Raw genomic sequence first — 15705 nt, 5'->3', positions numbered from 1 at the left:
CTGCGGCGTGTCATGCGTCCGCTGGTGCGCTTGATGTTGCGCAAGGGGGTGACTTATACGATGTTCGCCGACCTGCTCAAGGACGTGTTCGTCGACGTAGCCCACCGCGAGTTTCGCCTGGACGGCACCCCGCCCACCGACAGCCGTATCAGCCTGCTCACAGGCGTGCACCGCAAGGATGTCCGGCGGATTCGTAGTGAAGCCGGCACGGTGCTCGCAGCCTTGCCGGCAAACATCACCCTGGGTGCTCAGCTGGTCAATGTATGGACCACCAGCCCGCCGTTCTGCTCGGCACCTGGCCAGGCGCTGGCGCTGCCGCGTTTGGCCAGTGTCGGCGGCGACTGTTCATTCGATGCCCTGGTGGCCAAGGTCAGCACCGATATCCGTGGCCGGGTTGTGCTGGATGAGTGGTTGCGCCTTGGTATCGTCCGGCTCGATGAGCAGGATTGTGTGCACCTGGAGGCCCAGGCATTCGTGCCGCAGACGGGTTTCGATGAAAAAGCCGCCTACTTTGGCCACAACCTGCATGACCATGCCTGTGCAGCGGTGCATAACCTCAGTGGCGAAGGCCAGCCGTTCTTTGAGCGCAGTGTTCACTACGATGCCTTGAGCCTGGCCAGCGTCGAACACTTGCGTGAAGCGGTCTCCAGGGATGGCATGCAGACACTGCTTGCTTTCAGCCAGCTTGCAGCAGAGCTGGAGGGTGCTGATGAGCCCACTGTCGAGCAACGTCAGCGCATCACCGTAGGGCTTTATTTCTACACTGAAGCTACCCAACCCGATTTGTCGAAGACACCCGGCCCATGACTGCTCTTGTGCGCTGCCTCAGTGCCATCACGCTCGCCCTGGTTTTCGGGTTGAACCTGATGGCGCCTGCCGAGGTGGCCGCAGCGCCGGTGTGTGTCAGCCGTGATGAAGTGGGTATGGCCGGTGCCGCAGGCATGCAGTTTCCGGGGGGAACGGGCGGCACCGGTGTGCGCAGTGAAAACGGCGGTGTTGGCGGCACTGGCGCACCGCATCCGCAGCGCCCCGGTGGCACAGGCGGTACGGGTGCAGTGGCCGAGGGTGTGGATGGCACCTACTTCGATCACAGCAGTGGTGGTGTTGGCGGTACCGGTGCGCCAATCCTGCGCCCGGGCGGTACCGGTGGTACCGGCATTGTCGGCACCATCACCGGGTTTGCCTCGATCTGCGTCAATGGTATGGAAGTCCATTATGGCAAGGACGTACCGGTGAGTCAGAACGGTGCACCGGCCAGCAGTGCTCACCTGGCCATCGGGCAGGTTGTGGCGGTGGAGGCCGTTGCCACCCAGCGCGGCCTGCAGGCTGGGCGTATCTCGATCCTCAACGCCTACGAAGGGCCGCTGACGGCGCTCCCCAGCGCTTCGGCCCCGCTGCGGGTGATGGGGCAACCGGTGCGCCTTGCCGCAGGCGCGCGGGTGGCGCAAGGGCTGCACCTGGGCGAGTCGGTCCGGGTCAGCGGCTTGCGCGATGCCAGGGGCGAAGTGGTGGCGACCCGTATCGAACGGGCGCCGGGGCTGCGAGAGGCCAGTGCCATTGGGGCGATTGATCGCCCTGGTAGCCTTCAAGGGCTGCAACTGGGTACCCGCGTAGCCCCGGCACGGGAAGTGCTGGTGCGCGGCCAGTGGACCGGGCGTCAGCTGGAAGTGGCGCAAACCCGCCGTGACCCGAGCCTGCCGTTTGCTGGCCGTGTGCAGCAGGCGGTGGTCGAAGGGCTGGTGCAGCGCGCGCAGGCTCGGCAACTGGTGGTCGCAGGCATCAATGTGACGCTGGGGCAGGGCACCGTGATCGTTGGCAAGCCGTCGGCGGCGTTGGCGCTCGATCAGCGTGTGCGGGTGAGTGGCGTACTCAATGGCGCTCACGAACTGCGGGCAACGCGTGTGGAGGTCCAGGATGACCGCGTCGACAACCCGGACAGAGGCCATTCGGGGCATGGCAGCGAGCACGGCAGCAGTGATTCCGGCAGTTCCGGCAACAGTGGTCATGGCACACGCGAAGCGACCGCTGTTGGCAACGAAGGCCGTGAGGATCGCAGCGGTGGCAGCGGCATTGAGGACGCCCGCGGGCATGGCAAGTCAGACAGCGTGGACAAGTCTGGCAAGACAGAACATGTCGAAACGGTGGAGCAGCCTGAAAGCAGCAACAGCGGCCGTTCTGACCGGGTAGAGCGGGTCGACGTCGAAAAGGTAGAAAAGGCCGATAAGGTTGAGAAGGTCGAAAAAGTAGAGAAGGTCGAAAAAGTAGAGAAAGTCGAAAAAGTAGAGAAAGTCGAAAAAGTAGAGAAAGTCGAAAAAGTAGAGAAAGTCGAAAAAGTAGAGAAAGTCGAAAAGGTGGAGAAAGTCGAGAAGCCTGAAAAGGTGGAGAAGGTTGAAAAAGTCGAGAAGGTAGAGAGGGTCGAAAAAGTAGAGAAAGTCGAAAAGCCTGAAAAGGTCGAGAAAGTGGAAAAGCCGGAGAAGATAGAGACCGCCGAAAAAGTCGAGCATCCGGAGCGTTCCGGGCGTTAGGCAACTAGGCTGGGTATGTCCGCTCACACTTCCCGACGGGATTCCGAGGTGCTGATGAGACCGACCCTCCCGCTTCTCGCCTGCCTGCTGTCATGCACCAGCGCGTCAACCTTGGCTGAAACCTTCAGTGCGGCCATCGGCATGGACTATTCAAGCGGCGACTATGGCACGGGCACCACGTCGGAAATCTGGTACGTGCCCGTGGTCGGCAAGTATGAAACCGGCCCCATGACCTACAAGGTCACCGTGCCTTGGCTACGCATCACCAACCCGGAAGTCGGCCCGAATGGTGACCCCTTGCCCGGCGGTTGCCGGGATGTGGAGAGCGGGCTGGGCGACACGGTTGCCAGCGCCGGGTACGCCCTGCTCGATGGCAGCGACGGCGGCCTGATGCTGGACCTGATCGGCAAGGTCAAATTCCCCACCGCCGATGAAGACCAGTGCCTGGGTACCGGCGAATACGACTACACCACCCAGGTCGACATCACCAAGGGCTTTGGTCCGGTCACCGGCTTCGCGACATTGGGCTGGAAGAAGTTCGGCGACCCGCCCGACAGCGATTTCGACGACCCGGTATTTGTCAGCCTCGGCTTCGCCATACCTGTGGCTACTGGCACGTCAGCGGGCGCTTCGTACGATTGGCGGCAGAAAGTGCTCTCGACAGGGTCGCAGATCAAGGAACTGACCTTGTTCCTGACCCACAAGCTCAACCCGCAATGGAAAGTGCAACTGTATGCGGTCAAAGGCTTTTCGGATGCCAGCCCGGATGCAGAGGGGGGGCTGATGCTGTTTCACACGTTTTGACAAAAAAGCCCCTGCGCCGGGCTACCGGGGCAGGGGCTTTTCAGTGTTTCAGCCGCTTTAGATAGGCTCGGCCCACATGTCGTATTCGTCGGCATCCACCACACGGCAGCGCACTTTGTCGCCTGGCTTGAAGCCATGATCGCCGTCGATGAACACGCTGCCGTCGATTTCCGGGGCATCGAAGAAGCTGCGGCCAACCGAACCTTGCTCCTCGACTTCGTCGATCAGCACGTCGATTTCCTTGCCGATGCGCAGTTGCAGTCGGGCGGCGCTGATGGCCTGCTGGTGGGCCATGAAGCGGTCCCAGCGGTCCTGCTTGACGTCGTCCGGCACTTCTTCCAGGCCCAGGTCGTTGGCCGGTGCGCCTTCTACCGGCGAGTACTGGAAGCAGCCCACGCGGTCCAGCTGGGCTTCGGTCAGCCAGTCCAGCAGGTACTGGAAGTCTTCCTCGGTTTCGCCCGGGAAGCCGACGATGAAGGTGGAGCGGATCACCAGCTCGGGGCACTGTTCGCGCCAGTTCTTGATGCGCGCCAGGGTGCGGTCTTCGAAGGCCGGGCGCTTCATCGACTTGAGCACTTTCGGGCTGGCGTGCTGGAACGGGATGTCCAGGTACGGCAGGATCTTGCCGGCGGCCATCAGTGGGATCACGTCGTCGACGTTCGGGTACGGGTACACGTAGTGCAGGCGTACCCAGGCGCCCAGGCTGCTCAGTGCTTCGCACAATTCGAGCATGCGGGTCTTGACCGGGCGGCCGTTCCAGAAGTCGGTCTTGTACTTGACGTCGACGCCATAGGCGCTGGTGTCCTGGGAAATCACCAGGATCTCCTTCACCCCGGCCTTGACCAGGCGCTCGGCCTCGCTCAGCACTTCACCCACCGGGCGGCTGACCAGCTTGCCGCGCATCGACGGGATGATGCAGAAGCTGCAGCTGTGGTTACAGCCTTCGGAAATTTTCAGGTACGCGTAGTGGCGCGGGGTCAGCTTGACGCCCTGAGGCGGCACCAGGTCGATCAGCGGGTTGTGGTCCTGGCGTGGCGGTACCACTTCGTGAACGGCGTTGACCACCTGCTCGTACTGCTGCGGGCCGGTGACCGACAGCACGCTCGGGTGCACATCACGGATGCTGCCTTCTTCGACACCCATGCAGCCGGTGACGATGACCTTGCCGTTTTCCTTGATCGCTTCGCCGATCACTTCCAGCGATTCTGCCTTGGCGCTGTCGATGAAGCCGCAGGTGTTGACCACCACCACGTCGGCGTCCTCGTAGGTGGGCACGACTTCATAGCCTTCCATGCGCAGCTGGGTCAGGATGCGCTCGGAATCGACCAGGGCTTTAGGGCAACCCAGGCTTACGAAACCTACCTTGGGGGTGGCGGGCGTGGTGGACATGACTAACCTCGGTATTGAATGCAGGTCGCCCGGCCGGAATCGGGGGCGATCTTGACGGGCGCTTTGGGCGCCTCTGATCAAAAAGTGCGCAATTCTAGCGAGCGTAACGTCGCTTGACCAGCAGAAATACGACGAACGCTGCGCTATGCTTCGCGCCGTTGAGCGAAGGTGCCTTCAGGGGCCGGCGCTAGAGTGAATATTAAAGGCCGTGATGGCCGTCTGCGGGAGTGGTCGATGGTTCAGGCAAGCAGTCACGCCGAGGGCGGGCACGAGGGGAAGCAGGGCGCGGCGCGGTCGCTGGGCCTGCTCGTGGCGGCGGTCGGGGTGGTTTATGGCGATATCGGCACCAGCCCGTTGTACACCCTGAAGGAAGTCTTCACCGGCGGTTACGGGGTGCCGGTCAACCATGATGGCGTGCTGGGGATCCTGTCATTGATCCTGTGGTCGCTGTTGTGGGTGGTGTCGTTCAAGTACGTGATGTTCATCCTGCGTGCCGACAACCAGGGGGAGGGCGGCACCATGGCGCTGACCGCGCTGGCGCGGCGTGCCACGGCGGCCTACCCGCGGTTGCGCACACTGATGGTGATCTGCGGCCTGATCGGCGCTTCGCTGTTCTATGGCGACAGCATGATCACCCCGGCGGTGTCGGTGCTGTCGGCGGTGGAGGGCATGGGCCTGGCGTTTGACGGTATCGACCATTGGGTGGTGCCGATTTCGCTGGTGGTGCTGGTGGCATTGTTCCTGGTGCAGAAGCACGGCACCGAGAAGATCGGCAAGCTGTTCGGCCCGATCATGGTCACCTGGTTCGTGGCGCTGGGCGCACTGGGCGTGCATGGCATCTCGCAGAGCCCGGAAGTGCTGAAGGCCTTCAACCCGGGTTGGGCGATCAATTTCTTCGTGGTGCACCCCGGCATGGGCGTGGCCATTCTCGGCGCAGTGGTGCTGGCGTTGACCGGCGCCGAGGCGCTGTACGCTGACATGGGCCACTTTGGCCGCAAGCCGATCGCCAGGGCCTGGTTCATCCTGGTGCTGCCCGCGCTGGTGCTGAACTATTTCGGCCAGGGTGCACTGCTGCTGCAAAACCCGGACGCAGCCCGTAACCCGTTCTACCTGCTGGCACCTGGCTGGGCGTTGCTGCCGTTGGTCGGGTTGGCGACCATGGCCACGGTGATCGCCTCGCAAGCGGTAATCTCGGGGGCGTTCTCTCTGACCCGCCAGGCCATCCAGCTGGGCTACATTCCACGCATGCAGATCCAGCACACCTCCAGCGACGAGCAGGGGCAGATCTACATTGGCGCGGTGAACTGGACGCTGATGGTCGGTGTGGTGCTGCTGGTGATCGGTTTCGAGTCGTCCGGCGCTCTGGCGGCGGCCTACGGTGTGGCGGTGACCGGCACCATGCTGATGACCACTATTCTGGTGTCGGCCGTCATGTTGCTGCTGTGGAAATGGCCCCCTGTGCTGGCGGTGCCGATTCTGGTGGGTTTCCTGTTGGTCGACGGGCTGTTCTTCGCCGCCAACGTGCCGAAAATTGTTCAGGGCGGTGCCTTCCCGGTGTTGGCGGGTGGTGTGCTGTACTTGCTGATGAGCACCTGGAAGCGCGGCAAGCAGATTCTGGTCGAACGCATCGACGAAGGCGCACTGCCGCTGCAGCTGTTCATCAGCAGTATCCGTATTCAGCCGCCCCATCGCGTCGAAGGCACGGCGGTGTTCCTCACCGCACGGGCCGACGCAGTGCCCCATGCGCTGTTGCACAACATGCTGCACAACCAGGTGCTGCACAGCCAGGTGGTACTGCTGACGGTCGTCAGTGAAGACCGCCCGCGCGTGCCGGAGCACGAGCGCTTCGAGGTGGAGGCATACGGTGACGGGTTCTTCCGTGTGCTGCTGCACTTTGGCTTCATGGACGAACCGGACGTGCCGGCGGCATTGAAACTGTGCCACCTGGACGATCTGGACTTCACCCCGATGCGCACCACTTACTTCCTCAGCCGCGAGACGGTGATCGCTTCACGGCTGGAGGGGATGTCGCGCTGGCGGGGTAACCTGTTCGCCTTCCTGCTGAAGAATGCCAACGGCAACTTGCGCTTCTTCAACCTGCCGCTGAACCGGGTGATCGAGCTGGGGACCCAGGTCGAGATCTGATTGCCAAGGGGCCGCAAAGCGGCCCCAGTCATTGTCAGTTCTGTTCGGCGACGCTCGATTTGCCTTGGCGCGTCTCGATCTCACCAATCAAACGCTTGGCCAGCGCCGGGTAGTTCTCGTCGAAGTGGTGCCCCCCAGGCAACTTCAGGCGTTCACCCACCGCAGTCTTTTCGGTGCAACCGCTCTCATCGGTCTCTTCCACGCCATACACGCACACCACCTTGGACGCTGGCAGCCTGGCCATTTCCGGCCCGGTAGGTGCTTCCTGGCCTTCCTTGCCCAGCCAGCCCTCGACTTCGATCTCGAAACTGCCACTGCGGGCAAACGCCAGCAGCATCACAGCATCGATGCGCTGCTGGTCTTCGGCAGGCAGGCGGTTGTAGATCGCCGGCAGCACATCGGCACCGAATGAATAACCGGTCAGCACGAAGCGCTTGGTGCCCCACTTCTGCCTGTAATGTTGCATCAGCTCGGACAGGTCGGCGGCGCTTTGCTCCGGGGTCTTGTGCTGCCAGTAGTAGCGCAGCGTGTCGATGCCTACCACCGGGTAGCCCAGCTTGGCCATTTCCCCGGCCACATCACGGTCCAGGTCGCGCCAGCCACCATCACCGGAGAGGAACAGGGTCACCGTGTCGGTGGTCTGCCCGGCCGGGACCTCGACCACCGGAATAGCCAAGGCGTTGCCGTCACGGCCAACCAGAGCTTGGGTCAGCTGGGCCTTAAGCACTTGTGGCAGGTGGATGTCGTAGTCGCTGATGCTGGTTTCGGCGTTCGCCTGGTCACGTACGAAAGCGGCGCTGGCGTCATCCGGGTTGTCGTTCCAGGCGACGTTCCAGTGGCCATGAGGTGCCGCCTTGGGCAGCGGGGCCTGACAGCCGGGTTGCTCCAGGCTGAAGTCCACTGAAATGGCCCGCGCCTTGTCATCGCTCTGGCTGGCCAGCCAACGCCAGGCCTGGGCGGCACCAGGGCCTATACCGGCGACCAGCGTCGGCTTTGCCGACAATTCGGTCAGGGCTTGGTCCATGGCCTGTTGCTGTTTGCTACAGTCGTTCGGCGGCAGCACCACCTGCACCAGCTGGGCTTCGCCGGCCTGGCTCAGGTCCAGCAGTTGCTTGTCGGTCAATGCTTGGTCCTGTGGCACACCAATGGCTACCCGGGCCTTCGGGTGTACGCCAGGGGTCACCCGGGTGATGTGGGTGTCATTGATGCTCAATTGCTCCAGGCGCGCCTCGGGGGCCGGGCGCGTCCACAGCCAGAACGCCAGCGCGCCACCCAGGGCGGCCAGCAGCAGGGGGACCAGCAGGTACAGCCAATAGCGTCGGGTCATCAACGTTTCACCAATCCAGTCAGGCCGCCTGCAATCAGGGCGGCGGTGTCGGCCAGTGCTACCAGCGGGTCGAGCCCGGCCGGCACGGCCATGTAGCGGGGTTCCCAGTCCGGTTGGAATTTGTCCTTGAAGCGGCGAAGCCCCTGGAAGTTGTACAACTGCTCGCCCCGGCGGAACACCATCGAACCCAGGCGCTGGGTCAAGGGCGCACCTCGCCGCGGTTGCAGGCCGGAAAGCGGCACCATGCCAAGGCTGAAGCGGGCGTAGTCATGGCTTTTGTAGTGCAGGATCAAGCCGATCATCATGAACTCCATGGTCAGCTTGGGGGCTTCGGGGTGCGCACGCATCAGGTCGAGGCTTGCCAGCTCGTTGCCATGGGTTTCCAGCAGGTTGGCGAAGGCTACCGGGCGGCCCTGGAAGCGAATCAGCGCGATGCGGAAGTGTTGCAGGTAGTCCGGGCTGAAGCGCCCCAACGAAAAGCCTTTCTCACGCACGTTCTTGCCGCCGAGCCAGGCATCGGAAATTTCCTTCAGCTCTGCCAGCGGGGCGTGGCCGGGTTCATGGATTTCCAGGCTCAGGCCGTCGCGACCACCGCGATTCCAGGTGTAGCGCAGGTCTTTCATCTCCTTGCCCTTGGCTTCCAGATCGAAGCGGCGCAGGTCGACACGGGCTTCTTCACCCAGCTTCAGTGCTGTCAGGCCTATATCCATGTAGAACGGCAGGTTCTCGGCACGTACCTGGTAGAACACCGGGCGAGCGTGGTGCAGGTCGCACAGGTCACGGAACTGCCAGATCATCTCGGCACGCTCCTGGGCCGGGCCGATGGGGTCGTACAGGGCCACCAGGCTGCGGCCACGCCGTGCGTACATGAGGAAGGCATTGTCACGCGGGTGGAACAGCAACGCTTTGTCGCCCGTCAGGGCCAGGCCGCCGTCGGGTTGGTCGGAAGCCAGCAAAATACGGTTGGCGCGCTGCAGTTCCTCTTCATCGGGCAGGTGGATCACAGGAGGGGCGGTGCGCAGCAGCCAGGTCAGCGCCACGGCAGCCAGCAGCAAGGCGCTGCCCATGGTGGCACGCAGGCCGCGTGGGGCATCGGCATCGAGTGTGAACTGCCACCACAGCTGATGGCTGTAGGGCACATCCTGGTAGGCGAACAGCAGCAGCCAGACCGAAGCGCCGACTGCGCAGGCACTGGCCACCAGGAACACCGGCGAGAAGGGCAACTCCAGCAGGCGGCTGGGGCGGTAGAACGAGCGACGGAACAGGGCAAGCAGGGTCGCGGTGAAGGTCAGCAGGCACGCTTCTTCCCAGTCAAACCCCTTGAGCAGCGACAGCAGGGCGCCCACCAATAACAGCACGGTAGTCAGCAACCAGGCGGCGGACAGGCGCCGGCGCAGGCCCTGGGCCAGCAGCAGGCACAGCACGCCGATCAGGCTGGCGCCGAAGTGCGAGGCATCGATAAGCCGGTGCGGCACCAAGAAGCCCATGTGTTCCAGGCGCGTGTCGATTTCGGGTGTGGCGCCCGAGAACAGCAGCACCACGCCGGACAGGAATACCAGAATCGACAAAATCGGTGCGGCCAGCCCGGAAGCTACCTTGATGGCCTGCTGTGCGAACAGCAGGCGCCGGGCTTCGTTAGCCAGCAACAGTACACAGGCCAGCAGCAATGGCAGTACCACATAGATCAGCCGGTACAGCAGCAGGGCGGCCGCCAGCGGTGCAGCACCGAGCTGGTCGGCAAAGGCTGCCAGCAGAATCGCTTCGAACACCCCGACGCCGCCCGGCACATGGCTGAGTACGCCAGCGGCCAACGCCAGCAGGTACACCAGCACGAATGCCCCGAAAGGTGGTGCTGCGGGCAGCAGCAGATACAGGACAGTGGCGGCGGCTGCCACATCCAGCGCGGTGATCAGCAGTTGCAGGGCCGCCAGCCGTGCACCCGGCAGGCGTAGCGTGCGGCGGCCCACCTGTACCAGCAGGTTGTTCGCCAGCGGTTGCTCGGCCAGGCGCCGGCGGTACAAGCCGAACACCAGCAGGGCGGATGCCACCAGCACGGCAATGGCGATGCCTGCCAGCAGGCCCGGCGGCAACCCCAGTGCAGCCGAGGCTGCCGGCAGGTCGCTCAAGGTCGCCAAGGCTGCCAGGGGAGGCAACGCACAGCCCAGCGACAAGCTGGCAAACACCGTCATGCGAGCGACTTCGCCAGCCCCCAGCCCTTGGCGTGCATAGAGCCGGTAGCGCACCGATCCGCCTGACAGCATCGACAGCCCGATGGCATTGCCGATGGCAAAGGCGCTGAAGCCGCCCAGCACCAGGCTGTGCACTGGCAACTTCACCCCGGCATAGCGGCTGGCCGACCACTCGTAACCCAGCAGGATCACGAAGCCCGCCACCGTCGCCACAAAGGCGCCCAGCAACGACTGGGTCGGCACACTGAGCATGGCGTCGTGCAAGGCATAGATATCCAGCTCGCTCAGCAGGTGGCGGCAGGCAATCAAAGCCATGGTGAACAGCACCAAGGTCACTGCCAGGCCGATGGGCTGGCGGTAGCGGCTCAGGCGTTCGAGCAAGGGCAGGCGTTGCACGGCACCGGGCAGTGCCGAGGCGAGTGGCACCGGAGGTTCGGGGTTATGGGAAGTCATGAGTTGCCCCGGGCATGCTGCGCGAGGTGGAGAGAAGGTGCGGCCAAGTGAGAGTCCCTTAGGAAAACGTATCCAATATTACTCCGGCCTCAGGCGCTTTCAGCGGCCTGGCAGGGTTAAAGATAGTTCATCCGGGGTACGATGCCTCAAGCCTGCGGGATGGCTGGAGGGGCGGGGAAAAGGAAGCGATGAAATGCAGGGGCGTAGAAACAACAAACCCCGCGCTGCTGTTAAACAGGCGGGGTTTGTTCTGACGAATATGGTTGCGGGAGCCGGATTTGAACCGACGACCTTCGGGTTATGAGCCCGACGAGCTACCAGGCTGCTCCATCCCGCGTCAGAGGTGCGCATTCTACAGTCTGCCAATCGTATGTCAAGCATTTGGCTTCGATTTGACGTGTTTTATTCGCCGTACTTTTCAGTGGGCAAAGAAAAAGGCCACTGTGTTAGCAGTGGCCTTTTCTTGAATCTGGTTGCGGGAGCCGGATTTGAACCGACGACCTTCGGGTTATGAGCCCGACGAGCTACCAGGCTGCTCCATCCCGCGTCAGTGGGGCGAATTCTACAGTTTGTAATGTGTATGTCAAGCGCTACGCTTTGATTTTTCGAGATTTTTTTGAAATTGCCTTTCAGTAGGCAAAGAAAAAGGCCACTGCGTTAACAGTGGCCTTTTCTCGAATCTGGTTGCGGGAGCCGGATTTGAACCGACGACCTTCGGGTTATGAGCCCGACGAGCTACCAGGCTGCTCCATCCCGCGCCTGTGAGATCGAATTCTACGGATTTACTTCCTGCTGTCAAGCAAATATTCAGGAAAAACCTTTTTTGTTCAAACCCTTAGCACTCGTCGGCAAGATGCAGCTCAGGCGCGGCGCGGCTTTCAGGCCAATTGTCGAATGCTGGCGCGGGTAGCTGTTTCAGGGCAGGGTGCATGCGATACTATCTGTATGAATTTACAGTGCTGACGGCCATCCATGTCCTTGCGCAAGATCATCCACGTCGACTGCGATTGCTTCTACGCTGCAATCGAGATGCGTGACGACCCGCGTCTGGCGGGGCGCCCCATGGCGGTCGGAGGTTCACCCGACCACCGTGGGGTGATCGCCACCTGTAACTATGAGGCGCGTGCCTATGGTGTGCGCTCGGCCATGTCGTCGCGCCATGCACTTAAACTGTGTCCCGACTTGCAGATCGTCAAGCCGCGCTTCGAGGCTTACCGAGAGGCCTCGCGCGAAATCCATGGCATTTTCCGCGACTACACTGAGTTGATCGAGCCGTTGTCGCTGGACGAAGCCTATCTGGACGTGAGCGATAGCCATTGGTACTCGGGCAGCGCCACGCGTATTGCCGAGGATATTCGCCGGCGGGTCGCCCGTACCTTGCATATCACCGTATCGGCGGGGGTGGCGCCGAACAAGTTCCTGGCCAAGATTGCCAGCGACTGGCGCAAGCCCAATGGCCTGTTCGTGATTACCCCGGGTGAAGTGGAGGCGTTCGTGGCTGCCTTGCCGGTGGCCAGGTTGCACGGGGTGGGCAAGGTGACGGCAGACAAACTGGCACGGCTGGGTATTGAAACCTGTCTGGAACTGCGCGAATGGTCGCGCCTGGCGCTGGTGCGCGAGTTTGGCAGTTTTGGCGAGCGCTTGTGGGGGCTTGCGCGGGGGATCGACGAACGTGCGGTGCACAACGACAGCCGTCGACAGTCGGTGAGTGTGGAAAACACCTACGACACCGACCTTCCAGACCTGGCCAGCTGCCTGGCTCGGCTGCCTGAGCTGCTGGAAAGCCTGAATGAACGCATCGCCCGCATGGACAGCAGTTACCGGCCGGACAAACCCTTCGTCAAGGTCAAGTTCCATGACTTCAGCCAGACAACCCTGGAGCAGGCCGGCGCGGGCAGGGACCTGGAAAGCTATCTACAGTTGCTGGGGCAGGCGTTCGCCCGTGGAGGCAAACCGGTACGCTTGCTGGGGGTGGGGGTGAGGTTGCGCGATTTGCGCGGGGCGCATGAGCAGTTGGAATTGTTTGTACCTGAATAAAAAGGGCCGCATATGCGGCCCATCGCGAGCAAGCTCGCTCCTACAGTCCAGGGTCAGCCACCAACCGGCCAGTGGCCTTGGTCAGCGACTGTAGAAACTCCTGCTGCAGCTCCGGATCGTTGCGGGTCAGCTCGATCAGGCTTTGTTCCATTTCACTGGCTTCTTCTTCAAGGCCCAGCTCGGACAGGCGCTTGACCCGGTGGACCCATTGGCCGACATCGTCATCTTCGAGGTCGTCGAAGATCAGCTCATGGGCTTCGAGCAGCTTGTTGCGCAGGGTGGCGCTGACCAGCAGGCTGGCATCGCCACGCACCGCGTTGTCCTCGTCGAGTACCTGCAGGTGCAGGGTGCCGATGTGGTTGAGGTTCTGCTCCGAGAACGGGCTGTCGAGCAGGTTCAGGCGTAGCACGCCGTTCCTGTCGGTAGTCAGTTCGTGGGTCATCTTGCCAGCCTTGACCTCGACCAGGCGTTCGCTCCAGGGCACGCTGGTCGATTCCTCGCGCTTGCCTTTCTGCACCTCGCTGATCCCGGCCAGGTTCTGCTGGGCGCGGCCGTTGGACGGCACGTTCATGAACGGGTTGAGCCCGTCCACGCCGTAGCTGAGCCAGTCATGAGTGATGCTTTCCGGCAGGTTGCCCAAGGCGAAGACGTTGACCACGTTGGCCCCGACGCCCGCCACCACGGCCACGGCACCCAGCGGGATCTCGTAGATCTCGCGCCAGGGCTGGTACGGCGTGTAGCGGTCGTAACGACGGGTAACTTCGAACTCGGTGACTTCGAAGCGCTTCTGTTCATGCACACGCACACGTCGTTGCGGAAGCTCCATCACCTTCGGCTCGCCGACATCGATCTGCAGGGTGTGCTCGAGCAATTTGCGCTCGACGCGCTCCTCATGGTCGCTGCGCTGGGACATCTGGTTGGCGCAGCCGCTGACGAGCAGGGCGCCGCACAGTGCGGCGCCCCCCAGGGTAAAGGTACTTCGCTTGAACATGATCACTCGTGCATTGGTTATCAGCGGCGAACGCGGGCCTGCAGGAAGCTCAGCACTTCATTGAGCGGCAACGCCTGGGCGTCTTGCTCGGTGCGGTGCTTGTACTCAAGGTTGCCTTCGGCCAGGCCGCGATCGCTGACGACGATGCGGTGCGGGATACCGATCAGCTCCATGTCGGCAAACTTGATGCCTGGGCTGGTTTTCTTGTCGCGGTCGTCCAGCAGCACTTCAAAGCCGGCGGCGGTCAGTTCGGCATACAGCTTGTCGGTTGCCTCGCGGACCACGTCGGTTTCGTAGCGCAGCGGTACCAGAGCGATCTGGAACGGGGCCAGGGCGTCGTTCCAGATGATGCCTTTGTCGTCATAGCTCTGCTCGATGGCAGCGGCGACCACGCGGGACACGCCGATGCCGTAGCAGCCCATGGACAGGGTTACCGGCTTGCCGTTCTCGCCCAGTACCTGGCACTTCAGCGCTTCGCTGTACTTGGTGCCCAGCTGGAAGATGTGGCCCACTTCGATGCCGCGCTTGATCACCAGGGTACCCTGGCCGTCCGGGCTTGGGTCGCCTTCGACCACATTGCGCAGGTCGGCCACCTGAGGGACTGGCAGGTCACGCTCCCAGTTCACGCCGAAGTAATGCTTGTCGTCGATGTTGGCGCCGATGCCGAAGTCGCTCATCAGGGCAACCGAACGGTCGATGATGCACTCCAGTGGCAGGTTCAGCGGGCCGAGCGAGCCGGCACCGGCGCCGATGGCGTCGCGCAGTTCGGCTTCGGTGGCCATGACCAGTGGGTCGGCAACCTGTTCCAGCTTGGTGGCCTTGATTTCGTTCAGCTCGTGGTCGCCACGAACGACCAGGGCAATCAGCTTGCCTTCTTCGGCGCCGCGCACGATCAGGGTCTTGACGGTTTTCTCGATGGCCAGGCCGTAGTTTTCCACCAGCTGGGCGATGGTTTTGGCGTTTGGCGTGTCGACCAGGCGCAGCTCCTCGGTAGGGGCAGGGCGCACGGTTTCACGCGGAATGGCCTCGGCCTTCTCGATGTTGGCGGCGTAGTCGGAGCTGTCGCTGAAGATCACGTCGTCTTCGCCGGACTCGGCCAGTACGTGGAATTCGTGCGAATAGCTGCCACCGATCGAGCCGGTGTCGGCCTGCACTGGGCGGAAGTCCAGGCCCAGGCGGGTGAACACGTTGCTGTACGCCTGGTGCATGCGGTCGTAGGTTTCCTGCAGGGAAGCCTGGTCGGCATGGAACGAGTAGGCGTCCTTCATGATGAACTCGCGGCCACGCATCAGGCCGAAGCGCGGGCGGATCTCGTCACGGAATTTGGTCTGGATCTGGTACAGGTTGAGCGGCAGCTGTTTATAGCTGGACAGCTCGTTACGGGCCAGGTCGGTGATGACTTCTTCGTGGGTCGGGCCAACGCAGAAATCACGCTGGTGGCGATCCTTCAGGCGCAGCAGCTCTGGGCCGTACTGTTCCCAACGGCCGGACTCCTGCCACAGCTCGGCGGGCTGAATGCTTGGCATCAGCACTTCCAGGGCGCCGGCGGCGTTCATTTCCTCGCGTACCACGGCTTCGACCTTGCGCATTACCCGCAGGCCCATCGGCAGCCAGGTGTACAGGCCGGAGGCCAGTTTGCGGATCATGCCGGCACGCAGCATGAGCTGATGGCTGATGACCACTGCGTCGGCAGGGGTTTCTTTCTGGGTGGCGAGCAAATATTGACTGGTGCGCATGGTTAGCCGTGTCGATTGCCTAAGACGTTGAAATAGCCCCGCATTGTACGGGGGGGAAACGAAGGCGTACAGGATGCCCCAGGGCGTGACGCTTGTCAGCCAAGAAAAA

10 protein-coding genes and 3 tRNA genes are annotated in these 15705 nt (G+C 62.6%); 5 read left to right on the top strand and 8 right to left on the bottom strand.

The window, feature by feature from the left end; translation table 11 throughout:
* Positions 1-12 precede the first annotated feature (12 nt).
* Genes D906_RS04720 through D906_RS04710 form a run of 3 tightly spaced genes read left to right on the top strand, consistent with a single transcriptional unit; the run spans position 13 to position 3329 of the window.
* The gene (locus tag D906_RS04720; RefSeq protein WP_019097277.1) at positions 13-807 is read left to right on the top strand and encodes a DUF6502 family protein; all 795 of its coding nucleotides are present in this window, start codon (positions 13-15) and stop codon (positions 805-807) included.
* On the top strand, positions 804-2525 hold the full coding sequence (locus D906_RS04715; protein ID WP_027615346.1) for a DUF5666 domain-containing protein: 1722 nt from the start codon (positions 804-806) through the stop codon (positions 2523-2525). Before D906_RS04720 ends, D906_RS04715 begins: the two co-directional genes overlap by 4 nt.
* A 54-nt stretch (positions 2526-2579) precedes the next feature.
* Entirely contained in the window at positions 2580-3329 is a 750-nt protein-coding gene (locus D906_RS04710; RefSeq protein WP_025755057.1) for a hypothetical protein, read from the top strand.
* Between the two features lie 57 nt (positions 3330-3386).
* Here D906_RS04710 and rimO read toward each other — a convergent pair whose 3' ends face one another.
* A complete protein-coding gene (gene rimO / locus D906_RS04705; RefSeq protein ID WP_016712011.1) occupies positions 3387-4718 on the bottom strand; it encodes a 30S ribosomal protein S12 methylthiotransferase RimO in 1332 nt (443 codons plus the stop codon).
* 234 nt (positions 4719-4952) lie between these two features.
* On the opposite strand from rimO, the gene D906_RS04695 reads away from it, so the two are divergent.
* Positions 4953-6863, top strand: a complete 1911-nt coding sequence (locus D906_RS04695) for a potassium transporter Kup (RefSeq protein ID WP_025755056.1) — start codon at positions 4953-4955, stop codon at positions 6861-6863.
* Between the two features lie 34 nt (positions 6864-6897).
* Here D906_RS04695 and D906_RS04690 read toward each other — a convergent pair whose 3' ends face one another.
* From D906_RS04690 to D906_RS04670, 5 genes are all read right to left on the bottom strand, one after another.
* A complete protein-coding gene (locus tag D906_RS04690) occupies positions 6898-8190 on the bottom strand; it encodes a virulence factor family protein (protein ID WP_019099843.1) in 1293 nt (430 codons plus the stop codon).
* Positions 8190-10832 carry a bifunctional lysylphosphatidylglycerol flippase/synthetase MprF gene (gene mprF, locus D906_RS04685; RefSeq protein WP_027615345.1) on the bottom strand — a complete coding sequence of 881 codons (2643 nt, stop codon included), beginning with the start codon at positions 10830-10832 and terminating at the stop codon, positions 8190-8192. Before mprF ends, D906_RS04690 begins: the two co-directional genes overlap by 1 nt.
* A gap of 260 nt (positions 10833-11092) precedes the next feature.
* Positions 11093-11169: transfer RNA gene (locus tag D906_RS04680), tRNA-Met, on the bottom strand.
* A 133-nt stretch (positions 11170-11302) separates the two neighbouring features.
* Positions 11303-11379, bottom strand: a tRNA-Met gene (locus D906_RS04675).
* Positions 11380-11513: 134 nt separating this feature from the next.
* A tRNA-Met gene (locus tag D906_RS04670) sits at positions 11514-11590 on the bottom strand.
* A 220-nt stretch (positions 11591-11810) separates the two neighbouring features.
* Between D906_RS04670 and dinB the strand changes: the two genes are divergently transcribed.
* Positions 11811-12869, top strand: coding sequence for a DNA polymerase IV (gene dinB / locus D906_RS04665; RefSeq protein ID WP_177325286.1), 1059 nt, complete (start codon positions 11811-11813; stop codon positions 12867-12869).
* Positions 12870-12909: 40 nt separating this feature from the next.
* Here dinB and D906_RS04660 read toward each other — a convergent pair whose 3' ends face one another.
* Together D906_RS04660 and D906_RS04655 are read right to left on the bottom strand one after the other, a co-directional pair.
* Positions 12910-13860: a hypothetical protein gene (locus tag D906_RS04660; protein ID WP_016712006.1), complete on the bottom strand. Its 951-nt coding sequence runs from the start codon at positions 13858-13860 to the stop codon at positions 12910-12912.
* A gap of 20 nt (positions 13861-13880) precedes the next feature.
* A complete protein-coding gene (locus tag D906_RS04655; RefSeq protein WP_016712005.1) occupies positions 13881-15596 on the bottom strand; it encodes a proline--tRNA ligase in 1716 nt (571 codons plus the stop codon).
* Between the last annotated feature and the right edge of the window lie 109 nt (positions 15597-15705).

The sequence above is a fragment of the Pseudomonas sp. LAIL14HWK12:I1 genome (genome assembly GCF_003202095.1).
Classification (GTDB): domain Bacteria; phylum Pseudomonadota; class Gammaproteobacteria; order Pseudomonadales; family Pseudomonadaceae; genus Aquipseudomonas; species Aquipseudomonas monteilii.
The sequence above is the reverse complement of the archived record's forward strand: the minus strand, read 5'-3'. Positions and strand labels throughout refer to the sequence as shown.